We start from the raw sequence: 22,970 nt of genomic DNA, 5'->3' as shown, positions 1-22,970 counted from the left end.
TGGCCATCAGGCCTTGCTTTTCCACTCCTCTTCCTGCAGCGCGCGCCACATCAGCTTGCCGGTGGGAGACTTTGGCAGCTCATCCACAAACTCAATGATTTCAGGCACCTTGTAAGCCGCCATTTGCTCCTTGCACCAGCTGACGATGTCCGCTGCGGTGGTCTTTCCGTCTGCATCCGGTGTCAGAACAATGCAGGCCTTTACCGTTTCTCCCCGCTTGGGATGAGGCGAGGAAATGATGCACACTTCGTGAATCGCCGGATGCCGGTACATCAGACCTTCCACTTCCGATGGCCAGACCTTGAAACCTGAGGCGTTAATCATCCGCTTGACCCGGTCCACCATGAAGAAATAGCCATCCTCGTCGTAGTAGGCGAGATCGCCGGTACGGAAGAAGCGCTTGCCGTCGATTTCCACAAAGGCGGCCTCGGTCTCGGCCGGACGATTCCAGTACCCCAGGGTCACCTGGGGGCCGCTGGAAACAATCTCACCAACCTCACCCGGGCCTTTCTCTTCCAGGGTTTCCACGTCAATAATGCGGCTGTCGACATCGAATACCGGAATGCCCAGGCATTGGGGCTTGGGATGATCCGGCGGATTGATGTGAGTGGCCGCCATGGTTTCTGACAGGCCATAGCCTTCGATATAGTCCAGCCCCGTCATGGTCTTGAGTTTGGCTGCAACCGCCTCCGGCATCGCCGCACCACCACCACCGATGGTGTTCAGGCTGCTCAGGTCGTACTTGGCGATGTCCGGATTCGACAGGAAATCCACCGCCATGGTGACGATGTTAGTCCAGCCGGTGATCTGGTAGCGTTCAATCAGTCTGGCAGCCGTGGTGCGGTCCCAGCGGGTCATAATGACGGTGGTCGAGCCACTGAAGATGGGACTGTTCATGGAGCCGGTCATGCCGGTGACGTGGAAAAACGGCAGCGTTGCCAACTGGACACTGTTTGCCGTACTCAGATTCCAGAACGCACGATGCACCGCCGTGGCCATGACACTGCGATGGGTGTGCATGCAGCCTTTGGGCGCGCCGGTGGTTCCGGAACTGTAGGGAATCACCGCCAGGTCGTCCGGGCCGGCGGTATGCGCCGTCGGCTTATACTCAGCGGCCAGCGCCTTCTCCCAGGTCACAACACCCGGAACTTCTTTGGACCAGGCCGGGGCGGCCACTTCAGCCGGCAGCTCCAGGTCGGTGTCCTTGTTGGCATAAGTGTTGTAGGACGCCACCACAACCTGGTCCAGATCCGTGCTTTCCAGCAAAGGGGCGATAAACCCTGCCAGTTCCTGGCCGGCAAAGCACACACTCGCACCGGTATCTGCGATGTAGTGTTCCAGCTCGGCAGCGCGATTCATCGGGTTCACCGGAATCACCACCGCGTCGGCACGCAGAATGGCGTAGTAGGCAATCACATACTGGGGCGAGTTCTGCATGTAGAGCAGAACACGATCGCCCTTTTTCACTCCCTGGGCCTGGAGATAGCCGGCCATCGCTTCCACTTCAGCCAATAGCTGGCGGTAACTCATGGGCGCATCGTAATAGATGATGGCCGTGTGATCCGGATACCGCAGGGTGGAAATTTCCAGATTGGTAAAAACGCTGGTATCAGGCAGCGTCATGGTTTTCGGCAACTCTTTGGGCCAGACGTTGTGATGGCGTGTAAATGTCATTGTTATGATCCCCTCATACAAGTCAGTGGGCCGCCATGGCGGCCAGCTCAAATCGTTCGGTATCGCCGGGCAAGAGAGCCCGATGACGCAAAGGTGTGATGGCAATGGCCTTCTCCCGCAGGACGGTGACATCTTCCTCCGGTGCCAGGATGTGGCGGGAACTGCGATCAAAACCCAACCACCAGTAGGGCAGGCTGCGGGCATCCCGCCCCGCCAGCAGCCGGGGCCGTTGAATGGAACCGGTGGATTGATGGCACCATTGCGCGTACCGGATCACACCGGCGTCGCACGCTGGAAAGTTCACATTCCAGGCACGGTTCTCACCGGGCTGCCAGAGCTTGCGGACAATCTGCTCACCGAATGCCGACACCGGCGACCAGTCAACGCCTTCCCGGCTCAGAAAAGCCTGGCTCAGGGCAATGGCGGGTATGCCCATATGTTCCGCGCTGAGTACCGCACCCACCGTTCCGGAGTACTGCACCGAGTCACTGATATTGGCGCCGCAGTTCACCCCGGACAGCACCAGGTCCGGCGGGGTCTCGCCAAACCACTGGGCCAGCGAATACAAAACACAATCCGCCGGCGTGCCGGATACGGCGTAGCGGTTCTCACCCTTTTCGTACACCCGCAGCGGGTCATGGATGGAAATGCTCTGGCCCGCGCCGCTACGATCGTGCTCCGGCGCCACCACCCAGACCTCCTCGGCGAGGTTGCGGGCAATGCGTTCAAGAATCGCCAGGCCCGGTGCGTTGATGCCATCGTCGTTGGTGATCAGGATGCGACGGACGATCGGCTCACTCATGACCGGCCCCCTCACTGGCAATTTTCCAGCCCACATCCGCCAGCTGACTCGCACGCCTGCCCACTTGCAGGGCGTCGGCGTTGGCGGCATTGCCCTGCAGCGCGCGGGCGTACACGCCCTGAAGAATGGCTGCCAGCCGGAACAGCGAGAACGCCAGATACACATGCCAGTCAGCGATACCGTCACGGCCGGTCTTTTTGCAGTAGCGGGCAATGGTTTCCTGCTCATCGGGAATGCCTAATGCCTCCAGGTCCTCGCCCAGCAAACCGCGGGAGCCTTCCATGTCCGAAGGCAAATGGTAGGGCAGACAGTAATACGCCAGATCCGCCAGCGGGTGGCCGAGCGTGGACAGCTCCCAGTCGAGGACAGCGACAACCTCGGGCTTGTCCGGCGCCAGCATCAGGTTGCCAAAGCGATAGTCGCCATGGGCGATGGCACACTCATCGGTGGACGGTAGATTCCTCGGAAGCCACTCCATGAGTTTATCCATGGCGGGCATATCGTCGGTCTTGGACGCCAGATACTGTTTGCTCCAGCGTGCAACCTGCCGGGCCACATAGCCTTCGGGTCGACCGTAATCACTCAGGCCAACCGCATTCACGTCTACAGAATGCAGTGCCGCCAGAGTATCAATGGCGGAAAGGTGTGCAGGCATCCGTTCCCGACGGTCCAGCGCCCGCAGCGACGGATGACTCACGATCCGGCCTTCAAGAAAGTCCATCACATAGAACGGGGTGCCAATGATGCTACTGTCTTCACACAGGGCCCGGGTGATTGGTACCGGCACGTCAGTGTGTTCGGACAGGGCCCGCATGACCTTGTATTCCCGTTCCACCATGTGAGCGGATGGCAACGTTTTTCCGGGCGGCTTTTTGCGCAGCACGTATTGACCGCTGTCGGTGTTGAGCAAAAACGTAGGGTTGGACTGCCCGCCTTGAAATTGTTTCACGTCCAACCTGGCACCAAAGCCCTCAATGGCTTGTTGGAGCCATGTGAGGAGGTTGGCTTCATCGAATGAATGCGCTGGCAGAACATCCACCAACTCTGGCGTCATACTCATTGTTCGTTTCAACCTTCGTTATCTTTATGCGTCGCGGCCTGCAAACAGATCTGCGGCCGGCGGATGGGGGTGCCTTTGTGCAGGGAACAAAGGTGTCTGAGCGCAGCGAGTTCTTTTTCCCGGAACAAAGGCACCCCCACCCGTCGGCCACACCACCATTGAGGGAAATCCTCAGCAAATGGTTTCACCACCGTCGGCCACAATGACCTGCCCGGTGACGTAGGCACTGGCCTTGGTGGACAGGAAGACCGCCAGCCCGGCGATATCAACCGGATCACCGATTCGGCGCAGCGGGGTTTTGTCTTCGGCGCGTTTGACCCGTACGGGGTCTTCCCAAAGGGCCTTTGCAAAATCGGTTTTGATCAGCCCAGGGGCAATGCTGTTCACGCGGATACCTTTCGGCCCCCATTCCACGGCCAGGTTGCGGGCCAGGGCCGCTTCGGCGGCCTTGGACACACCGTAAGTGCCGATGGTGGTATTACCGCGAATACCCGCGATGCTAGATAGAAGAACAACGGCGCCCTCGCCTTTCTCAGCCATCTGCGGCAGCACCATATTAGTGAGCCAGAAGGTGCCTTTGACGTTGGTGTCCATGATCTTGTCCCAGGCGTCGTCGGTCATTTCGGCGGTGGTGCCGTAGACCGGGTTGGTGGCTGCGTTGCACACCAGTACGTCGATGGAACCCCAGGCTTCGTTGGTTTTTTCCACCAGGTTCTGCAAGTCTTCTTTCTTGCCCACGTGGCAGGGAATGGCGATGGCTTCATAGCCCTGCTCTTTCAGCTCGCCGGCGACCTGTTCACAGGCGTCGGCCTTGCGGCTGGAGATCACAACCTTGGCACCCAAACGGGCCATTTCTTCGGCGATGGAACGGCCGATGCCTTTGGTGGAACCGGTGATCAGAGCGACTTTTCCGGTCATATCAAAAAGCGGGTTGTTCATACGGGCACCTCATTCTCGAAAATCTTTCTCGGAGCTATGGGAACGAACGGGGAGGAGCCTGCCGGGTCCGTCAAAAACATGGATGTTTTTGTCGAGCGTACATGGACGTATTCACAGCGTGTCCCGGCAGGCTCCTCCCCGTTCGTTCAGACACCCGACAACGCGGGCCTAAAATATTTACCGATATTGCTTAAGTTCGATCTTGGCCACGGAATCCAGGTGCACCTCATCAGGACCGTCCGCCAGCCTCAGGGTCCGGACGTGAGCCCAGGCCTTCGCCAGGAACGTGTCCTGGGATACACCGGCACCACCGTGAACCTGAATCGCACGATCAATGATCTTCAGCGCCATACTCGGGGCAATCACCTTGATCATCGCGATTTCCTGACGGGCCACCTTGTTGCCGACGGTGTCCATCATGTGCGCCGCCTTCAGAGTCATCAGCCGCGCCTGCTCAATCTCGATACGACTGCGGGCAATGTCCTTGCGGATGGAATCGAAGCTGGACAGCGGCTTACCGAAGGCTTCGCGGTCATTGGCACGCTGACACATCAGCTCAAGGGCGCGCTCGGCGACACCGATAGTGCGCATGCAGTGATGGATACGGCCTGGCCCGAGGCGGCCCTGGGCGATTTCAAAACCACGACCTTCACCCAGCAGAATGTTGTCCACCGGAACCCGCACATTGTCATAGTGAATCTCGGCGTGGCCGTGCGGCGCGTGGTCATAACCAAACACCGTCAGCGGGCGGACCATCTTCACCCCCGGCGTGTCCAGAGGCACCAGAATCATCGACTGCTGCTTGTGCTTCTCGGCATCCGGATCGGTCTTGCCCATGACAATGGCAATCTTGGCCGTGGTAGTCATGGCGCCGGAAGACCACCATTTGCGACCATTGATTACATACTCGTCGCCATCACGACGGATTTCACAGGCAATATTGGTGGCGTCGGAGGAGGCAACATCCGGCTCGGTCATGGAGAAACAGGAACGAATTTCGCCGTTGAGCAATGGCTTAAGCCATTTGTCCTGCTGTTCCTTATTGCCGTAACGGGCAATGGTTTCCATGTTGCCGGTGTCCGGCGCGGAACAGTTGAAGACTTCCGGGGCCATGGACGAACGGCCCATGACTTCGCACAAGTGTGCGTACTCGTAGTTGGTCAGACCGGCTCCAAATTCGCTTTCCGGCAGAAACAGGTTCCACAGGCCGGCCGACTTGGCCTTGACCTTCAGTTCTTCAATGATCGGTACCGGAGCCCATCGGTTCTCCGCCTGCTCGACCTGCTCATGGTACTTGTGCTCATTGGGATAAATATGAGCATCCATGAACTCGTGAAGTTGCGCCTGAAGCTTTTTGGCTTTGTCAGACAGTTCAAACATGTCCAGTACCTCGTTGGTTGATAGTCGTTGGCCGGCAGTGACAACACCGGCGTGTCTCTTGTTGTTTCGACGGTCAGATCGGGACGCCTTCCGGTTTCTCGCTTCCGGAACGAATACGGAAGGTGCCTTCTGCGATGGCCAGGAGATTGCCCTTGTCGTCGTGGACTTCTCCGGTGCTGTTGAAAATCCGGGTGCCCCCTGCCCGCTTGCACCCGGTTACACGAATCGTTCCACCGGAACACTGGCCGGTGAAAGTCGTGGTCAGTGACAGGGTGATGGCCTTGCGCATCCGACCGGGATAGGGGCAGTAGGTGCCAGCCTCGGCCAGGACAATATCCAGCAGTGAGGTCAGCACACCACCATGGATTACGCCACCCAGATTGAGGTGGCGGGGCTGCAGATCCAGCTCAATCACCGCCTCGTTCTCCTCCCAGGACACCTGGCGATACCCCAGCAGGTTGTGAAATCCGGGCAGGTCCTGGCCGCCACGGATATGCAAACTCTCGTCATTCATTACACTTTCATCCCCGGCAGGTTAAGCGACGCGGTGTTGCCTCCATCCACGGGCAGGGCCTGACCGGTAATGTAGCTGGCGTCATCACTGGCCAGGAACAGAATGGCTGCGGCGATTTCTTCCGGCGCACCATAGCGGCGCAGCTCACAACGGGACCCCAGTTTGTGGGCCTTCTCGTTGGCACGGGCGTAATCGAACACAGCCTGGGTCATCCCGGTTTCCACCAGCCCCGGACACACGGCATTCACTCGAACATTGTCCGTTCCCAGGTCACAGGCAGCCGTCATGGTGAGATTGATAACCCCGGCCTTGGAGGCGCTGTAGGCATTACCACCGGCCCCGGAGCGGATACCCGCCACAGAGGCAGTATTGACGATTGAGCCCAGCTTGCGGGCCTGCATGTGTGGCGCCACATGCTTGATAAACAACATGGTGCCGATCAGGTTCACCGACAGGACTTTCTCCCACTCATCCCGATCATTTGCGGTGATGTCGGGATGGCTACCGCCGGTACTGGCAATACCGGCGACGTTGCACAGCACGTCAATCCGGCCAAAGGCAGAAATCGCTTCCTCGACCAGCGATCTGCCCTGGTCTTCGTCCGCCACATCACCCATACGGCGCAGGATCTCAGCGCCTTCAGGCATCAGGCCCTCGGTATCCAGCAGGCCGGCTTCGGAGCGATCCACCATCATCCCCCGCGCACCTTCGCGGGCCAGCCTGACGGCGGTGGCTCTGCCGATGCCGCTGCCTGCCCCGGTGACGATGGCCACCCGATTGTCGAAACGCCCCATGCCGATGCTCCTTTTTGTGGTTTGTTGCGTCGTCATAAATTTCATCTTGACTGTAATTTGTCACGTCACCCGGTTTTGAGTCAATATATTCGAAAGTTAATTTCACTAGATAAAACACAACAACACCGAGAGGCGAAAAAATGAAAAGCACGCAGCACATGCCTGTCTACGCTCCTGTTGACTCCGAGGAAACCATGGAAGCCCTCGGTCACCGTATCCAACAGCTGGCGACGGAGCGTCCTGACCACATCGCACTCATTGATGGCGAGACCCAACTCAGCTGGCGGGAGCTGGTAGAGCGCGCCAATCGCATAGCCAACCGGCTCCGGGCTGCAGGCCTGGAACAGGGCGATGCCGTGGCGGGGTTATCGGAAAACAGCATCGACTACGTCGCACTGTACCTGGGCACATTAGTCGCAGGTGGCTGTATGGTGCCGCTCTCAGGCATGGCCAGCGATAGCAGCCTGGCTTTGATGGTGGAGGATTGCGGGGCCCGCTTCCTGTTTGTGTCCAGAAAGAATCTCAGTCTGTTTGAAGCCATGGCCGACAAGCTCGACACTCTTGGCGCCGATCAATGCATCGGGCTGGATTGCCGTGGCCCGGGGATAGGTCAGGATCTTGAATCCTGGCTGGGAGACGTCGACGCTGAGGCCCAGCCGGCACCGGTGACCCTGGATGATCCGTTCAATATCATTTACAGCTCCGGCACCACTGGCACTCCCAAGGGCATTCTCCACGACTATCGTTTCCGCCAGCGACAGATGGTCCGCATGAGCCGCTTCGGGCTGGATGGCGATGCCATCAATCTGGTCTCCACACCGATGTATTCCAACACCACCCTGGTGTCCATGCTGCCGACCCTGTTCCATGGTGGCACTCTGGTACTGATGGCGAAATTTGATGCACGGCGCTTCCTCGAACTGGCCGAACGCTACCGCGTGACCCACGCCATGCTGGTTCCGGTTCAGTATCAGCGCGTCCTCGCAGATCCGGAGTTCAATCGCTTCGACCTGTCCGCCTTCCAGCTCAAACTCTGTACCAGTGCCCCGCTGGGAGCGAAGGTCATCCAGGAAGCCATGGAGCGCTGGCCCGGCAACATCCGTGAGGTGTATGGACTGACGGAAGGCGGCATTTCCACCAGCCTGGACTGCGCCGCCCATCCGGATAAATGGGATTCGGTGGGACTGCCAACCGAAGGCGCGGAAGTGCGGGTGATTGACGAGGAAGGCAATGAGCTGCCCCAGGGAGAAACCGGGGAAATCGTCGGTCGCGCCATCTCCATGATGCGGGGTTACGTCAACCGTGAAGAACAGACTCGAGAGATGCTCTGGACCAGTCCTGAAGACCTGGTGTTCTATCGAAGCGGTGATATGGGGCGAATCGACGACGAGGGCTTTGTCTATATTCTGGACCGCCGCAAGGACATGATCATCTCCGGTGGCTTTAACATCTATGCCGTGGACCTTGAAAAGGTGCTGCACGCCCACCCTGCCGTCGCCGATGTTGCGGTGATTGGCATTCCCAGCGAGCAATGGGGTGAAACACCACTAGGACTGGTGGTGCGCAAGTCCGGCTGCACGCAGGATGAAGGGGAGATTCTGGACTGGGCCAATGGACAACTGGGCAAGACCCAACGCCTGGCGGCGATCGAGTTTCGTCCGGAGCTGCCCCGCTCCACCATTGGCAAGGTGCTGAAGCGGGAGCTGCGGGCGCCTTACTGGGCCTGAATAGTGGCCCTGCCGGAATACTAGCGCTTATCCATCCGTGCCAGAGCAGCCCGACAATCCTCGGACCGGAGCCGCTCGGCAAACACGGTTCTCTCCTGTTCGAGGGCCTCGCGCACCGCATCCTTCCACGGGGCCTTGATTAGCCGCTTACTGGCTCTCAGGGCTTCCCGGGGTTTGGCTGCGAGCTTTCTCGCCTGCTCCAGCGCCTCTTCTACCGCCTGCCCGTCATCGACGGCACGGCTGACCAGCCCACACTCCCGGGCTTCCTCGCCGTCCAGTGTTTCACCCATAAGCAACAAATCTGCAGCGCGACGAGACCCCAAGTGCAAGGGCATGGTCACGGTGGAGGCGGCCTCCGGTACCAGCCCCAGATCCACGAACGCGGTCTTGAAGCGCGCGGAACGACCGGCAATGACGGAATCACAGTGCAACAACAAGGTGGTACCGATTCCGATGGCCAGCCCTTCCACTGCAGCAATGACCGGTGTGTCGCACGCCATCAGAGTTTCAATGAAGGCCAGGCCAGCCGACGGTTTCGGATTGGCATCCGTAGCGCGGGCGCGGAAGTCATCAAGATCGTTGCCGGCGGTAAATACGCCCCCCTCACCACTAAGTACGATGGCATGCACACTGGTGTCTGCCGCCGCTGCGCTCACGCCATCGGCCAAAGCCTGGTACATATCGCGAGTCAGAGCATTCTTCTTGCTCGCGCGACTGATTACAAGGTGGGTAACACCCGGCTGACTTTGCGCATTGATCACTGAACATCTCCTCATGGACTAAACTTTGGTAACGGAATATCGACCTCCATCCTATTGCAAAAAGCAAAGTGTGTGATAGATTCAGATACACGGATTCATTCTGCAATCATAAATTCTGCAGTGCGAAACTACGGACAGGACATCCAATACAACAATGATCGAGGTCCCGCAATGAAGATGCTAACCACCGCCAGAAAAACCCTGACCATCTACGGTAGCGCCCTGACCCTGGGCCTGACCGCCGTATTTGCCAGCACTCCGGCAGCTGCCGAAGAAACCTACACCTGGAAGGTCCAGTCCCACTGGCCGGGTTCCAGCAGCTCTTATGAAGACAGCCTGGTTCGTCTCCAGAAGATTCTTGAAGAACGCACTGACGGACGCCTGGAACTGGAGCTGTACGAAGCAGGCTCGCTGTTCAAGGCCAAGGAAATCTTCAACGCTGTCAGCCGGGGCATTCTGGAAATGGGTACCATTTCCCCCTCTTATGCCCAGGACAAGATCACCCTCGCGGGCATTGCGTCCGGTCTGCCGTTCGCCTTCCGTAACGTCTGGGAAGCTGCCTATTTCCACCAGGGCCTGGGCTTTGAGCAGATGCTTCGTGATGAGGCCGCCGAATACGGCGTCTACTGGGCAACCGACAAGGTCTACCCCACCGAGATGGTGGTCAAGCAGCCGATTAACAGCTGGGCAGACTTCACCAAACTGAAAATCCGCTCTTCCGGCGCTCTGCAGACCTTCCTGACCGAAGCCGGTGCCGCCGCCTCCTACATCCCGGGTGGTGAGCTCTACACCGCACTAGACTCCGGCATTGTCGACGGTGCCCACTGGGGCGCTTCCCAGGGCGCCTTCTCCATGGGTCTGTATGAAGTGGCCAAGTACCACGTGCAGCCGGCCCTGAACATTGCCGGTACCGATGTCATCATTGTCAGCCAGAAGGCCCTGGACAAGCTGCCGGAAGACATGCAGAACATCGTCAAGCAGGCGCTGGATGAGCAGTTCTGGTTCCGTACCAATGAATACCAGTACAAGGAACGCATTACTCTGGCCAAGGCCATCAATGAACACGGTGTGCAGGTCAACACCCTGCCGGATGACGTGCAGGACCGCCTGACCCAGACCGCACAGAAACTGTGGGATGAAGAAGGCAAGCGCAGCGACAACGCCAAGAAGGCGCTGGACATGCTGAAAGACTACCTGTCAGAGCTGGGCTACCTGTAATCGTCTGACACCTGAAACCGGCCGGGCCAGTTTTCTGGCCCGGCCTTGCTTATGAACTCACCGTTTCCCGGAGAATACCAATGGGTGTGCTGACTGCATTCATGAGAGGGGTGACTCGCCTCAACGAGGTTATCGGGCGCGGGATAGCGCTTATCGTCTTTGCCATGTTCGCGTTCCTGATCATGGAAGTGGCCTTCCGTTACCTGTTCAACTCACCCACCGTGTGGACCAACGAACTGACCCAGATGCTGTTTGGCATTTACGCGGTCATGTCGGGTGGCTACATCATGGCGCACCGCGGCCACGTGAATGTCGATCTGTTGCACTCGCACCTGTCGCCTCGTGGCCAGGCCATCCTCGACATTCTGACCTCGGTGGTATTCTTCATCTTTACCCTCGCACTGTTGTACTTCGGCTACGACATGGCAAGCGAATCGATTGCCAGCTGGGAAACCTCCTATTCCGCCTGGAACCCGCCAATCTGGCCCGTGAAGGCAGCCATTCCATTGGGTACCGGATTGCTGGTTCTACAAGGCATCGTCAAGTTACTGGAAGACATCGCAGTGGCCTTCAACCTCAGTTACTACACCCCCGAAACCCAGGAAGACGAGAAAGGAGAGGCACTGTGAGTATTGAAGTCCTGACCCTTCTGTTCTTCGGCTCCCTGCTGTTTTTCCTGCTGCTCGGGCTACCACTGGCCTTTGTGCTGGGCGGGGTATCCGTCGTCTTCCTCTATTTCACCTGGGGATTCGATTCCTTTTACATGGTGTCCTCGCAGATCTGGGGCACCATGGAAAGCTTTACCCTGGTCGCAATCCCCCTGTTCGTGTTCATGGCGATGATCCTGGAGCGAACCGGTGTGGCCAAGGATTTGTACCGTATGATGCACCTCTGGTGCGGGGGTCTTCGGGGTGGTCTTGCCATCGGCACCCTGGGCATTTGTGCCGTTTTTGCGGCCATGGTCGGTATCAGTGGCGCGGCGGTTGTTGCCATGGGCACCATCGCTCTGCCATCCATGCTGGAACGGGGTTATGACAAGAAGATGGCCCTGGGCGTGATCAACACCGGCGGTGGCTGGGGCATTCTCATTCCCCCCAGTATCCTGATGATTCTCTATGCCCTGATTACCGGCGTATCCGTGGGTAAGATGTTTGCCGCCGGCATCATGCCGGGCATTCTGCTGATGGTGTTGACCGCCATTTACATTCTGGTTCGCAGCCACCTGCAGCCCGAACTGGCGCCCGCACTTCCAAAGGAGGAACGCGGCACCTGGCCGGAGAAGCTGCGTGCACTGCGGGCGGTACTGTTGCCCATCGGCGTAGTCATCATGGTGCTGGGCTCCATCATTGGGGGCATCACCACGCCCACCGAAGCCGCCGCCATGGGTGTACTCGGTGCACTTATTTCCGCGGCCGTATACAGGCAGTTCAAGTGGAGCGTCCTGCAGGAAGCGGCCATCCGAACCTTCAAGCTCACCGGCATGATCATGTGGATACTGTTCGCAGCCCACGCCTTCAGTGCCGCCTACCAAAGCATGGGCGCCCAGGATCTGATCGAGAGCCTGATGAACATGATTCCCGGCGGTCCCTGGGGCATCATCATTGCCATGATGCTGATCGTATTCCTGCTGGCCATGGTACTGGACCCGGTCGGCATCATGCTGATCACCCTGCCGGTGTTCATGCCGATTGTGGAGTCGCTGGGATTTGATCCGATCTGGTTCGGAATCCTGTTCGTGATCAATATGGAGATCGGTTACATGACACCGCCTTTCGGCTTCAACCTGTTCTACCTGAAGGGCGTCGTGCCACCGGGCATTACAATGAAGGATATCTACTCCTCGATCATTCCTTTCGTCATTGTCGAGATTGTGGGTCTTGCTCTGATCATGATCTTCCCGGAAATCGCCACCTACCTGCCGGATCTGTTTTTCTGAGCCGATTCGGCTCCTGGCCCTCCCGAGCAGGTTGCGAGTTTCAAGGAGGAGTGTCTATTGTATAGATAAGCCCCCGGCGCATGGATTAGGGGGCATACTTCTCACGGAGGGAACTTATGAAACACACACTTTCACTGTGTCTTACTCTGGTTGTCACCCTACTCTTTACGACCAGCACGCTGGCTGCCGACCGCCTCACAAACGAGAAAGTCCGGGCCTTCATCAGCACACTGCAAGAAGCCGAAACCCTCGACGATGACTTTGACCAGCTGAACGAGCAAATGCCAGGCTCCGGAAATCCGTCGGAGATGCCTGACTTCTCATCCATCTTTTCCGATTCGGTGAACCAAATGCGGGGTCACGAAGCATACAACCGCATGGAAGGTATCGTTAAAGAAAACGGTTTTGACTCCATGGAGGAATGGGGCGCCACAGGGGATCGGGTATTCCAGGCCTGGATGGCCATTGAAATGGAGGACCAACATCCGCAAATGGCCCGGAAAATGGCCGCAGCCATGGATGAAATCAATAACAACCCAAACCTGAGCGAAGCCCAGAAAGAACAGATGAGGGCGATGATGGGTGGGGCCACGGCGGCTATGGAAAGCGCACGCCAGGCTCCGGAGTCCGATAAGCAAGCGGTTCGCCCACACATGCAGGCGCTGCGTGCGGTCACCGAATCCGGGGAGAGGTGAAAATACAAGGGGCAGGCCGACTGGGCCTGCCCCTTTTCCTGTCACGACAATAGGTTATAGACGAATACAACACTCACAGCGATCGGTGTTACGAACCGAATCAGGTTATACCACAAGGTAAAACTGCCACCCTCCATCGCCAGATCCGCCTTCAGGGATTCCTTGGCAACGAACCAGCCAACGAATACCGCAGTCAACAGACCGGACAACGGCAGCATGACGTTAGCGGTGAAGAAATCCAGCAAGTCGAAGATTGTCTTGCCTTCAAAGCGCTCAAACATGCCCAGCGGCGCAAATCCGGACCACTCGTTCAGGGACAAAATAGACGTAATACCCAGCAACCAACAGGCCACGCCCACCAGAATCGAGCTTCCAACGCGCCCCATGGAGAATTTCTCTTCAACCCACTCCACGACTGGTTCCAGCAGTGAGATACCGGACGTCCAGGCAGCAAACAACAACAGCACGAAGAACAGCGTGCCGAACAGGCTGCCCATCGGCATCTGACCGAAGGCCAGAGGTAGGGTCTGGAAGATCAGGCCGGGGCCGGCACCGGCTTCCAGGCCATTGGCAAATACGATCGGGAAGATCGCCAACCCGGCGAGCAACGCCACTACAGTGTCCATAACCGAGACAGCAATGGCTGTGCGGCCGATGGAAACATCGGGGCCCAGATAAGAACCGTAAGCCATCATGATTGCCATGCCCAGGCTAAGGGTGAAGAACGCGTGGCCTAGGGCGATAAGAACACCGTTAACGGTCAACGCGTCAAAATTCGGTGTAAACAGGAAACTCACCGCCTGGCCAAAACCAGTTGTTGTCGCCGCGTAACCAACCGCCAGCAGCAGTAACACGAACAGCGCAGGCATCAGGATGTTGACCGCCCTTTCAAGCCCGGACTTGAGGCCGCGGGCCACGACAAAGATGATCAGCCCCATAAACAGACTGTGCCAGGCCAGCAGCATTCCCGGGCTGGCAAGCAGGTCCCCAAACAGGGCACCGATGGCATCCGCATCCTGACCCGCAAAGTCGCCGGTGGCGGCATGGCCAATATAAGAAGCCGCCCAGCCGCCAATAACCGAATAGAAGGAAAGGATGATGAAGGCCGCCAGCACACCCACTATCGCAGAGATGCGCCAGGCCGGAGAACTGAGGTTACGTTCCGCCACCAGGCGCATACTGGTAATCGGATTATGGCGCCCATTACGACCGATGAATACTTCGGCCATCATGATGGGAATACCAATAATGGCAATACACAGAAGGTAGACCAGTACGAAGGCACCACCACCATTCTCACCGGTCACATACGGGAACTTCCAGATATTACCAAGGCCAACGGCAGAGCCAGTCGCCGCCAGAATAAAGGCCAGCCTTGAGGACCACATGCCCCGTGGGGCTGCAGCCTGGTTATTGTCAGTCATGTTTTCTTCCTGTGCTTTTGGCTGAGGAATCATTTTATATTGGATTTGCCGGAGATAGTCTCCGGCAATTGGGGCGGGATTTTGCCAGTAGTCGCAGGTGGATGCCAGTTAACCGGGGCGGAGCACATGACAGCCCGACGCACCCGGCACACTAACCAACCGGTTTTACTTTACAAAGCGCGACACCAGGTCTTTCAATCCGTGTGACATTTCGCTCAGTTTTGTACTGCTGTCCCGGGCGGAGTTGGCCTGCTCGGTACTGTTATCCGCCAGTTCGGCAATACTCACAATCTGACGATTGATCTCATCCGATACGTGGCTTTGTTCTTCAAAGGCCGCGGACATACTGATGAAGCTGTCGGAAATGTTCTGGATGGCCGACACAATGTCCCGCAAAGAGGTTTCTGCCTCACGGACTTTCGCCAACCCCTGGCCAGCCACTTCCTCACCATCGCGGGTCGCTGATACCGCTTGTTCAACCTGTTGGCGGAAATCATCGATGACTTCCTGGATTTTCACGGTTGACTCCCGGGTTCGACTCGCCAGGGTTCGGACTTCATCCGCCACCACCGCAAAGCCCCGCCCCTGCTCGCCAGCACGGGCCGCTTCGATTGCCGCATTGAGAGCCAGCAGGTTGGTCTGGTCGGCAATGTCGGAAATCAACTTGGCAGCCTCACCGATGCTGTTGGTGGATTCACCCAGACGCCCGATGACTTCACCAATGCCGTTGACGCGCGTTACCAGTTGCTCAATAGCTCCCAGCGCCTCCTCACTGCGCTTGCTGCCAGTAGCCGCGAAACTGTTTGCTTCTTCGGCATCTCGAGCGTTGGCGTTTACGGTTTCCGCCACCTCCTGTATCGAGGCGGTCATCTCATTGATCGCTGAGGCCGTTTGATCGGTCTCCGCACGCTGCCGGGCGATGGCCTTGGCTCCCTCACTGATATAACCATGGGACGCTTCAGCCTGCGCCGACAACAGTTCCGCCTGATCCTCAATGCGGGCCAATGCGGTCCGGATACGCGCGTCTTCGCTGAGCAGCACCATGGAAAGCTGGGAGAACAGACCGCTCTCATCACTGTATGTTCGGGACACCACGGGATCACGGAACGCATCCGCGCGAAGCTTCAGAATCTGATTCAAACGACCGGTTACGGATTTGAAAACAAACGCCGCCCCAATGGCATGACCAGCAACAATCATGGCCACGGCCAGCGCCGGCTCACCCATGGCCAGTGCGCCAAGACTTAACGCCAGGGACAGGAAAAATGGCCAGCCGGATTTGACGACAGACGCTACCCGACTCTGAATACCAACGATGGAACGTCCCGCGTTTATACGCTTATACAGGGTTTCTGCGCGACTGACCTGCTCCCGGGTGGGGGAAACACGAACGGATTCGTAACCCACAACCTGGCCATTCTCAGTAATCGGCGTAACGTAAGCACTCACCCAATAATGGTCACCGGACTGGGCACGGTTCTTCACCACACCCATCCAGGCCTTGCCGGCTTTCAGGTAATCCCACATGCCCTTGAACACAGCTTGCGGCATATCCGGGTGGCGAATGATGTTGTGAGCCTGACCGACCAGTTCCTCTCGGCTAAAACCGCTAATCTCGGCAAACTCATCGTTACAGTAGGTGATAACCCCTTTGAGGTCAGTGGTGGTGATCAGGCGACCACCCTCACGCATCCTGACTTCCCTCTGGGTAACCGGCAGGTTTTTTCTCATATCGACATCCGTCTATGTGGGCGCTTAGGCTGATTTCTTAAGTTCAGATAGTTGCAAGATAGATTAATATCACGCTTCTACCAAAGACCACTATCTTTGTATGGTTACCAATGTTATCGACCAGTAACGAAAAACCATTAGTTCTAAAATTCAGGTAATAGCGAGACGGGCCCGAGGGTGGAATCGGGCATTCAGCCACAGGGATGACACAATCACCGCACCCCCGAAGGCCAGCCTCAACAGATCTGCATCCCGGTTCCAGATCAAAAGGTTAACCAGCAATCCCGCTGGCACCAGGGCGTTGTTCATGATCGCCAGGGTGCCCGCATCGACATGACAGCCACCCCGATTCCACAGGAACAGGCCAATACCGGAAGCTGCCAGCCCTAGCCAGGCGAGGATGCCCCACTGCAGGCCGGTTTCCGGCAACCGGCTGCCATCACCGAAAATCAGGAATGAGGGAAGCGCAATGATCAGCGCCCCAATGAAGAAATACCCGAAGGTACGGAAAGCGGGAATATCGGACGGGTAATGGCGCATCACATGCTTGTAGCCCACCTGCCCGGCAGCAAAGGTGAAATTGGCCACCTGCAACAGCAGGAAGCCGGTAATGAAATCCGGGCTCAACCCATCATAGCGAATGATACCGGCGCCGAGCGTAGCCACGGCAGCCGCCAGTAACGCCACAGGGGAAAACCGGCGATACATGGCGTCGTCAATCAGGGTGACGTACAGCGGCGTAAAGATCGTGAACAGCAACACTTCCGGCACTGTGAGATAGCTGAAAGACCGGTAGAGGCACAGGTAGGTAATGCCGAACTGCAGCATGCCGGTCACCAGGATGCCCAGCTTCTGGCCGGTAGCGACGCCGCGCCAGCGGGTAAACGGCAGGAATACCAGCGCCGCCAGCAGCACCCGTGTTAATACTGCGAAGTCACTGTCCACCTGCCCGGCGAGAAATTCACCGATCAGGCTGAAGGAGAATGCCCAGAGGACCGTTACAAAGACCAGAAGACCCATAATACTCGCCAGTTGTTCAGAAAAGCGGCACTTTACCGCCTCGATCCCAAGGCTGTACAGCCACGCAGGACCATTTGCCTATACCGGAAAAGCGGTATGCCGATCACAACCCTGTTCGGTTACCATGGCCAATGGCATACCCACTGTTCACCTTTCAAACCGCCAAGGCAGCATCACACCCCATGGACGAGACCCATCAACCCCTGCCAGCCAGCACACAACCACTGATCCAGCGGACCCTTACCGAATGGCGCACCCTGGCAATCCTCGGTGGGCCAATTCTGATTGCCCAACTGGCACAGATGGCCAACGGCGTAATCGATACCGTCATGGCGGGCCACGCCAGTGCCGAAGACCTGGCGGCAGTGGGTATCGGTAGCAGTTTGTGGATGCCGCTGTTCCTGTTCTTCATGGGGTTGCTCGGCGCCCTGCAGCCCATCATTTCCGGGTATAATGGCGCCCGCACCACCGACAAGATCATGCCTGCCACCTGGCAGGGGCTCTACATCGCCGCCGCCGGATCGGTAGTGATGATTCTGCTACTGACCCACGTGCATCCGATCCTCGACCGGCTCAATCTGGACCCCCATACCGCTGGCATCACCCAGGGCTACCTCGATGCCTTTGCCTGGGGAGTGCCAGCCCTGTTGCTGATGACCGCCTTGCGGGGACTGACCGATGGTCTGGGACATACCCGTGTGATTATGGCCTTTGCGGTCTTGAGCACCCTGCTCAATCTGCCGCTGAATTACATCTTCATCTACGGCAAGCTGGGGCTGCCGGCCTTGGGGGGCGTGGGCTGTGGATGGGCTACGTCGCTGTCCAACGGTGTCGCCGCCATGGCCCTGCTGGTGTACCTGAACCGCAGCGAAGTATACCGTCGCTTTCACCTACTCGCCGACTGGGTGAAACCGGACCCGGAAGGTATTCGGTACATACTGAAAATCGGTGTGCCCATCGGTTTCACGATATTCGTGGAAGCCAGCCTGTTCTCTGTCATCGCCCTGTTCCTGGCACCGCTTGGACCCGTGGTGGTCGCTGGCCACCAGATTGCCCTCAACGTGGTGTCCCTGGTGTTCATGCTGCCTCTGAGTATTGGCATGGCTCTAACGCTCAGAATCAGCTTCCTCGTCGGTGCGCAGGCGCCCGACACTGCACGACTTATTTCCCGCAGTTCGCTGATCCTTGCGGCGACCGTAGCGTTGGTGTTCGCCACCCTGTTGTTCACCTTCGCAGAGCAGATTGCCGCGCTGTACACCAGCGATGCAGCGGTCCGGGAGGTGACGGTGAGCCTGCTGATGTTCGCGGCACTGTTCCAGATCGCCGATGTCATTCAGGTGACCTGTATCAGCGCCCTGCGGGGCTACAAGGACACAGGCATTCCCATGTTCATCATGCTGTTTTCGTTCTGGGTGGTGGGGCTGCCGCTTGGTTACGTGCTGACCTTTACCGATGGGTTGGTACCTGCAATGGGTGCCGCCGGTTTCTGGGTAGGGCTTACTGGCGGGCTGGCATCCGCCAGCATTCTTCTGGGGTTACGGTTGTTTCTCTACGCTCCCAAAACCTGAACGCCTGAAATTCTGCAAAATCCGGACTATTTGAGCAGTTGACCTCCTCTGACGCTGGAGTGATCCTTGTTTCAGGGTTAGAGTTAGATGCAAATGCAAGAAAAACAAAGTTCAGGAAATCAATCCGTGTCGAATCTTGTCCGTATCGCACCCGGCGCCCTGGTGGTGGGTAAACCCCTGCCATGGACGGTTTATGACGTTGAAGGCAACGTGCTGTTGCGTCAGGGTTACGTCATCCAGAATGACATGCAGCTTGAGCAACTGTTTGACCGGGGACTGTTTCACCCCCGCAAGATTGAACGTCAGCAGGAGGAGATTCTCGAGGATACCCGCCAGCGCAATCCCTTCGCAGATTATCCGGTACTGCTACAAACGCTGGAAGTGACCCTGAACGCCATCACCTCCGGTGACGACAGCGCAGAAAAACGCCTGCTCGGTCTGACCCGCCTGATTGAAAGAACCTGTGACGATGCTCCAGATGTCTGCCTGGCACTGATTCACCTGTATTCCGTTGAACCCACCATTCACGAGCAGGTTCTGTTCTACGCCATTCTCTGTCACTTTACCGCGCAGACGTTCGGACTGGATAAAGAACGCACCAGCCTGCTCACCAGCGCTGCCCTGGTCGCCAACCTGGCGCTGGTGCCTGTTGCCGACCAGTTGAACGCTTCCCGCAAAATTCTTAACGGCGACCAACGCGCGGTTATTCGCAAGCATCCACAACGCAGTGTGATCGCCCTGTATGCCGCTGGCATTCGGAACCAGACCCTGTTCGACATCATTGCGCAACACCACGAGCAAGCGGACGGATCCGGATATCCGAAAGGGCTCAGCGGTACTGAAATACGGCCGGAAGCGGAAATTCTCGCGCTGGCCGAACGCTACGTGGCCATGATCACCAAGCGGGCGTACCGGCAACGGATGAACATTACCGATGCCCGCAAACTGATTGCCAGCCTGACCGACGGTCAGTTACGTCCTGCCATTCCGAGAGCGCTGTTGACGGTGCTGACAGAGTATCCGCCCGGCACACTGGTGCGCCTGGCCAATAACGAGGTTGGCGTCGTGACGCAACGCCCTGTCCGCCACTTGGGTCCCTTTGTAAAAGCCATCATCAGTCCGAAGGGCAACCGCTATAGTGGAACGTTTGAACGGGATTGCAGCCTGCTCGAATTCAACATACGGGCAGTGGAACAACCCGAAATCATGCCCTCCATGGATTTCAGTCTGATCTGGGATTTGCACTAGCACCGACTCCTACCTCAGCCCCAGGGCCTCGGCATGGTGATTCAGGTGATCATCAATGAACGAGGCGATGAAAAAATAGCTGTGATCGTATCCCCTGTGCATCCTCAGGTTGATGTGGTGGTGCATTTTCTCGCAGGCATCGGCCAGTACGTCCGGATTCAGCTGACTGTCCAGGAACTCATCGGACGTGCCCTGATCGACCAACAGGGGCAGTCGCTCCCGTGCGGTCGGAATCAACAGCGTGGCGTCCCATTCTTCCCAGCGACTCCTGTCAGTACCGAGATAGCCGGTGAACGCCTTTTGTCCCCAGGGACATTCGCTGGGATTGGCGATGGGGGCAAAGGCTGATACCGAGGCATAACGCCCGGGGTTCTTGAGGGCACAGATCAGAGCCCCGTGACCACCCATGGAGTGACCGCTTATAGCGCGCTTGTCCGTCAATAGCAGCTGGTCTTCCACCAGCTGCGGCAGCTCTTTTACGACATAGTCATACATTCGATAATGCGGCGCCCACGGCTGTTCCGTAGCATTGATGTAAAAGCCGGCACCGGTGCCAAAGTCGTAGCTGTCATCCTCACCCGGAAGTCCGAGCCCACGCGGGCTGGTGTCCGGACACACAATGGCCATACCCAGCCTGGCCGCCTGCTTCTGTGCCCCCGCTTTCTGCATGAAATTCTGGTCATTACAGGTCAGCCCGGAAAGCCAGTAAAGCGCGGGAACCGGGCGCGGATTGCGACCGACCGCCGCTGGCGGCAGGTAAACGGCAAACTCCATGGTACAGCCCAGGGCTGCTGCGGTATGACGGTAACGACGGTGTTCACCTTCGAAACAAACGTTGGTCGATAACAGTTCCATGATGACCTCGGTTCAGGGTAAGCGTGCTGATCAGTCTTCCGCCGTAGCGTACTTTGGTAATTCGATGCCGCAACCGGCTCTGGCCAGTTCTGCCAGAATGGCGGTGCGGGTCACTATTCCTACCAAACGTCCATGATCCACCACCGGGTATACCTTGGGTTTGCCTGCGCCCAGATTCTGGGCCAGGTCCACCACGGCCATTTCCGGGGAGATCGTTACAGGTTCGCGAAACATCACGTCATCAACAATCGGATCACCCTCACAGTGATAACTGCTAACCAGCAATGCGTGGATGCAGTCCTGTTCCGAGATAAACCCGATGACCTTCCGGTGCTCATCCACCACGGGCAAACCGGTGACGTGATTCTTCAGGAGCGCCTTCACTACCCGGGTTAACGGCTCACCACATCGAATCGGCTCGATGTGATTCCACATGACATCAGAAGCTTTCAATGAGCGCATGGGTATTCCCCTCGCAGTTATCGTTCCGAAGTAACGTCGCAGAACCGATACGTTCTCCTATAACCATAGGCAATGGGGGCAAAAAGTGAAAACACAAAGGGGAGGATATTGTGAATATCCTCCCCGGGCGGGGGTCGATTTCAGGACGAGGCGCGAATCACCGACAGGCTTATCGCCGCAAAGCGTTCCAGCAAGGGTTCCGGCAAATCGTGCCCCATGCCGTCAATCAGTTCCAGGTGGGCATGGGGAATCAGATATTTCAGCTGTTCCGCAGACACCGGACGTACCAGCGGATCGGCCTTACCGTGGATAATTGCCGTCGGCACCCGAATCCGCCGGCTCAGGGACGACAGACTGCCGGTGGCCAGAATCGCCCGGGTCTGACGCAAGATACCCGCCGGGTGGTAGCTGCGACGGTATTCCCGGATCAAGCGCTCACGGACATCATCCTCCGGCGGCGGGAATGCCGGGCTCTGGATCAGTTTCCAGAAATCCAGGGAACGGCCCACCACCGATGCTTCATCGTGGCCCTTGGCACCCACACCGGCCAATCGCCAGATCAGCTTGGGTTTGGGCATCGGCAACCGCGGGCTGTTGGTCGACGTCATGATCAACGTGGCGCTGCGCACCCGCTCCGGCCACAGGGAAGACACCAACTGACTGATCATGCCACCCATGGACACCCCGACCAGGTGGGCATTCGGCACATCAAGGGCATCCAGGATACCAACCGCGTCCGCTGCCATGTCTTTCAGGGTATACGGCGCAGGAATCAACAGCCCGACCCTGGAACGCGCCATCATCGCTACCGGATGCCCCTCCAGCCGGTCCTTCAGGTGCGTGGACAGGCCAATATCACGATTATCAAAGCGGATAACGTGGTACCCCTCGTCCGCGTATCGGTCCAGCAGGGCTTCCGGCCACAGCGTCATCTGGGCACCCAGCCCCATGATGAACAACACCGGCTCGCCCTCGGGATTGCCCCGTGTTTCCACGCAAAAAGTCAGTCCGTTGGCATCGACAAAACGATGATTCACCGCATGTGAACGGGTGGGATCGGTTTCCGCACTGGTCTGTGCGACAGCGCTCTGGGACATCGGTATTCCTCGTGATTCAAACCGGGATTGCTTATTCAACACTACCGCAACTGACGTCAAATCCA

Annotated in this window: 21 protein-coding genes; 7 read left to right on the top strand and 14 right to left on the bottom strand. The window is 57.8% G+C overall.

Annotated elements, in window-relative coordinates:
• Window positions 1-6: 6 nt before the first annotated feature.
• The 7 genes from MARLIPOL_RS11820 to MARLIPOL_RS11790 all read right to left on the bottom strand — a co-directional run bounded on the left by MARLIPOL_RS11820 (window position 7) and on the right by MARLIPOL_RS11790 (window position 7,163).
• Window positions 7-1,674: a long-chain fatty acid--CoA ligase gene (locus tag MARLIPOL_RS11820; RefSeq protein ID WP_012138364.1), complete on the bottom strand. Its 1,668-nt coding sequence runs from the start codon at window positions 1,672-1,674 to the stop codon at window positions 7-9.
• A 22-nt stretch (window positions 1,675-1,696) separates the two neighbouring features.
• On the bottom strand, window positions 1,697-2,476 hold the full coding sequence (gene surE / locus MARLIPOL_RS11815; RefSeq protein ID WP_012138363.1) for a 5'/3'-nucleotidase SurE: 780 nt from the start codon (window positions 2,474-2,476) through the stop codon (window positions 1,697-1,699).
• Window positions 2,469-3,536 (bottom strand): phosphotransferase, encoded by a 1,068-nt coding sequence (locus MARLIPOL_RS11810; RefSeq protein WP_012138362.1) that lies wholly within the window; start codon window positions 3,534-3,536, stop codon window positions 2,469-2,471. The genes surE and MARLIPOL_RS11810 overlap by 8 nt, the downstream gene beginning before the upstream one ends.
• A gap of 171 nt (window positions 3,537-3,707) precedes the next feature.
• Entirely contained in the window at window positions 3,708-4,475 is a 768-nt protein-coding gene (locus MARLIPOL_RS11805) for an SDR family NAD(P)-dependent oxidoreductase (protein ID WP_012138361.1), read from the bottom strand.
• Between the two features lie 177 nt (window positions 4,476-4,652).
• Complete coding sequence (locus MARLIPOL_RS11800; protein ID WP_012138360.1) at window positions 4,653-5,855, bottom strand: acyl-CoA dehydrogenase family protein; 1,203 nt, start codon at window positions 5,853-5,855, stop codon at window positions 4,653-4,655.
• Between the two features lie 73 nt (window positions 5,856-5,928).
• A complete protein-coding gene (locus tag MARLIPOL_RS11795) occupies window positions 5,929-6,369 on the bottom strand; it encodes a PaaI family thioesterase (protein WP_012138359.1) in 441 nt (146 codons plus the stop codon).
• Window positions 6,369-7,163 (bottom strand): SDR family NAD(P)-dependent oxidoreductase, encoded by a 795-nt coding sequence (locus MARLIPOL_RS11790; protein ID WP_012138358.1) that lies wholly within the window; start codon window positions 7,161-7,163, stop codon window positions 6,369-6,371. Before MARLIPOL_RS11790 ends, MARLIPOL_RS11795 begins: the two co-directional genes overlap by 1 nt.
• A gap of 140 nt (window positions 7,164-7,303) precedes the next feature.
• Between MARLIPOL_RS11790 and MARLIPOL_RS11785 the strand changes: the two genes are divergently transcribed.
• Window positions 7,304-8,890 (top strand): class I adenylate-forming enzyme family protein, encoded by a 1,587-nt coding sequence (locus MARLIPOL_RS11785; protein WP_012138357.1) that lies wholly within the window; start codon window positions 7,304-7,306, stop codon window positions 8,888-8,890.
• Between the two features lie 20 nt (window positions 8,891-8,910).
• Here the strand turns inward: MARLIPOL_RS11785 and MARLIPOL_RS11780 are convergent, their stop codons facing one another.
• Window positions 8,911-9,651 carry an enoyl-CoA hydratase/isomerase family protein gene (locus MARLIPOL_RS11780; RefSeq protein WP_012138355.1) on the bottom strand — a complete coding sequence of 247 codons (741 nt, stop codon included), beginning with the start codon at window positions 9,649-9,651 and terminating at the stop codon, window positions 8,911-8,913.
• A 171-nt stretch (window positions 9,652-9,822) separates the two neighbouring features.
• Between MARLIPOL_RS11780 and dctP the strand changes: the two genes are divergently transcribed.
• From dctP to MARLIPOL_RS11760, 4 genes are all read left to right on the top strand, one after another.
• Window positions 9,823-10,869 carry a TRAP transporter substrate-binding protein DctP gene (dctP, locus tag MARLIPOL_RS11775; protein ID WP_012138354.1) on the top strand — a complete coding sequence of 349 codons (1,047 nt, stop codon included), beginning with the start codon at window positions 9,823-9,825 and terminating at the stop codon, window positions 10,867-10,869.
• A gap of 80 nt (window positions 10,870-10,949) precedes the next feature.
• Complete coding sequence (locus MARLIPOL_RS11770) at window positions 10,950-11,498, top strand: TRAP transporter small permease subunit (protein WP_012138353.1); 549 nt, start codon at window positions 10,950-10,952, stop codon at window positions 11,496-11,498.
• Window positions 11,495-12,805, top strand: a complete 1,311-nt coding sequence (locus MARLIPOL_RS11765; RefSeq protein WP_012138352.1) for a TRAP transporter large permease — start codon at window positions 11,495-11,497, stop codon at window positions 12,803-12,805. The genes MARLIPOL_RS11770 and MARLIPOL_RS11765 overlap by 4 nt, the downstream gene beginning before the upstream one ends.
• A gap of 116 nt (window positions 12,806-12,921) precedes the next feature.
• Complete coding sequence (locus MARLIPOL_RS11760) at window positions 12,922-13,500, top strand: hypothetical protein (RefSeq protein ID WP_012138351.1); 579 nt, start codon at window positions 12,922-12,924, stop codon at window positions 13,498-13,500.
• Window positions 13,501-13,541: 41 nt separating this feature from the next.
• Here the strand turns inward: MARLIPOL_RS11760 and MARLIPOL_RS11755 are convergent, their stop codons facing one another.
• From MARLIPOL_RS11755 to MARLIPOL_RS11745, 3 genes are all read right to left on the bottom strand, one after another.
• Complete coding sequence (locus MARLIPOL_RS11755) at window positions 13,542-14,924, bottom strand: sodium-dependent transporter (protein ID WP_012138350.1); 1,383 nt, start codon at window positions 14,922-14,924, stop codon at window positions 13,542-13,544.
• A 165-nt stretch (window positions 14,925-15,089) separates the two neighbouring features.
• Window positions 15,090-16,655 carry a methyl-accepting chemotaxis protein gene (locus MARLIPOL_RS11750; RefSeq protein ID WP_012138349.1) on the bottom strand — a complete coding sequence of 522 codons (1,566 nt, stop codon included), beginning with the start codon at window positions 16,653-16,655 and terminating at the stop codon, window positions 15,090-15,092.
• Between the two features lie 150 nt (window positions 16,656-16,805).
• Window positions 16,806-17,675, bottom strand: coding sequence for a carboxylate/amino acid/amine transporter (locus tag MARLIPOL_RS11745; protein WP_012138347.1), 870 nt, complete (start codon window positions 17,673-17,675; stop codon window positions 16,806-16,808).
• Between the two features lie 182 nt (window positions 17,676-17,857).
• Here MARLIPOL_RS11745 and MARLIPOL_RS11740 point away from each other — a divergent pair, with 182 nt between their 5' ends.
• Both MARLIPOL_RS11740 and MARLIPOL_RS11735 read left to right on the top strand, forming a co-directional pair.
• Window positions 17,858-19,243, top strand: coding sequence for an MATE family efflux transporter (locus tag MARLIPOL_RS11740; RefSeq protein ID WP_036191532.1), 1,386 nt, complete (start codon window positions 17,858-17,860; stop codon window positions 19,241-19,243).
• 126 nt (window positions 19,244-19,369) lie between these two features.
• The gene (locus MARLIPOL_RS11735) at window positions 19,370-20,491 is read left to right on the top strand and encodes an HD-GYP domain-containing protein (RefSeq protein ID WP_012138344.1); all 1,122 of its coding nucleotides are present in this window, start codon (window positions 19,370-19,372) and stop codon (window positions 20,489-20,491) included.
• Window positions 20,492-20,500: 9 nt separating this feature from the next.
• Here the strand turns inward: MARLIPOL_RS11735 and fghA are convergent, their stop codons facing one another.
• From fghA to MARLIPOL_RS11720, 3 genes are all read right to left on the bottom strand, one after another.
• Window positions 20,501-21,346, bottom strand: coding sequence for an S-formylglutathione hydrolase (gene fghA / locus MARLIPOL_RS11730; RefSeq protein ID WP_012138343.1), 846 nt, complete (start codon window positions 21,344-21,346; stop codon window positions 20,501-20,503).
• A gap of 30 nt (window positions 21,347-21,376) precedes the next feature.
• Window positions 21,377-21,808: a CBS domain-containing protein gene (locus MARLIPOL_RS11725; RefSeq protein ID WP_012138342.1), complete on the bottom strand. Its 432-nt coding sequence runs from the start codon at window positions 21,806-21,808 to the stop codon at window positions 21,377-21,379.
• 140 nt (window positions 21,809-21,948) lie between these two features.
• On the bottom strand, window positions 21,949-22,905 hold the full coding sequence (locus tag MARLIPOL_RS11720; protein ID WP_012138341.1) for an alpha/beta fold hydrolase: 957 nt from the start codon (window positions 22,903-22,905) through the stop codon (window positions 21,949-21,951).
• Window positions 22,906-22,970 lie beyond the last annotated feature (65 nt).

The sequence above is a fragment of the Marinobacter lipolyticus SM19 genome (assembly GCF_000397065.2).
Lineage (GTDB): Bacteria > Pseudomonadota > Gammaproteobacteria > Pseudomonadales > Oleiphilaceae > Marinobacter > Marinobacter lipolyticus.
The sequence above is the reverse complement of the archived record's forward strand: the minus strand, read 5'-3'. Positions and strand labels throughout refer to the sequence as shown.

Coding starts and splice junctions, on each gene's coding strand:
- MARLIPOL_RS11820 (WP_012138364.1), bottom strand. CDS start 1,674: ATGACATTTACACGCCATCACAACGTCTGGCCCAAAGAGTTGCCGAAA.
- surE (WP_012138363.1), bottom strand. CDS start 2,476: ATGAGTGAGCCGATCGTCCGTCGCATCCTGATCACCAACGACGATGGC.
- MARLIPOL_RS11810 (WP_012138362.1), bottom strand. CDS start 3,536: ATGAGTATGACGCCAGAGTTGGTGGATGTTCTGCCAGCGCATTCATTC.
- MARLIPOL_RS11805 (WP_012138361.1), bottom strand. CDS start 4,475: ATGAACAACCCGCTTTTTGATATGACCGGAAAAGTCGCTCTGATCACC.
- MARLIPOL_RS11800 (WP_012138360.1), bottom strand. CDS start 5,855: ATGTTTGAACTGTCTGACAAAGCCAAAAAGCTTCAGGCGCAACTTCAC.
- MARLIPOL_RS11795 (WP_012138359.1), bottom strand. CDS start 6,369: ATGAATGACGAGAGTTTGCATATCCGTGGCGGCCAGGACCTGCCCGGA.
- MARLIPOL_RS11790 (WP_012138358.1), bottom strand. CDS start 7,163: ATGGGGCGTTTCGACAATCGGGTGGCCATCGTCACCGGGGCAGGCAGC.
- MARLIPOL_RS11785 (WP_012138357.1), top strand. CDS start 7,304: ATGAAAAGCACGCAGCACATGCCTGTCTACGCTCCTGTTGACTCCGAG.
- dctP (WP_012138354.1), top strand. CDS start 9,823: ATGAAGATGCTAACCACCGCCAGAAAAACCCTGACCATCTACGGTAGC.
- MARLIPOL_RS11770 (WP_012138353.1), top strand. CDS start 10,950: ATGGGTGTGCTGACTGCATTCATGAGAGGGGTGACTCGCCTCAACGAG.
- MARLIPOL_RS11760 (WP_012138351.1), top strand. CDS start 12,922: ATGAAACACACACTTTCACTGTGTCTTACTCTGGTTGTCACCCTACTC.
- MARLIPOL_RS11755 (WP_012138350.1), bottom strand. CDS start 14,924: ATGACTGACAATAACCAGGCTGCAGCCCCACGGGGCATGTGGTCCTCA.
- MARLIPOL_RS11750 (WP_012138349.1), bottom strand. CDS start 16,655: ATGAGAAAAAACCTGCCGGTTACCCAGAGGGAAGTCAGGATGCGTGAG.
- MARLIPOL_RS11745 (WP_012138347.1), bottom strand. CDS start 17,675: ATGGGTCTTCTGGTCTTTGTAACGGTCCTCTGGGCATTCTCCTTCAGC.
- MARLIPOL_RS11740 (WP_036191532.1), top strand. CDS start 17,858: ATGGACGAGACCCATCAACCCCTGCCAGCCAGCACACAACCACTGATC.
- fghA (WP_012138343.1), bottom strand. CDS start 21,346: ATGGAACTGTTATCGACCAACGTTTGTTTCGAAGGTGAACACCGTCGT.
- MARLIPOL_RS11725 (WP_012138342.1), bottom strand. CDS start 21,808: ATGCGCTCATTGAAAGCTTCTGATGTCATGTGGAATCACATCGAGCCG.
- MARLIPOL_RS11720 (WP_012138341.1), bottom strand. CDS start 22,905: ATGTCCCAGAGCGCTGTCGCACAGACCAGTGCGGAAACCGATCCCACC.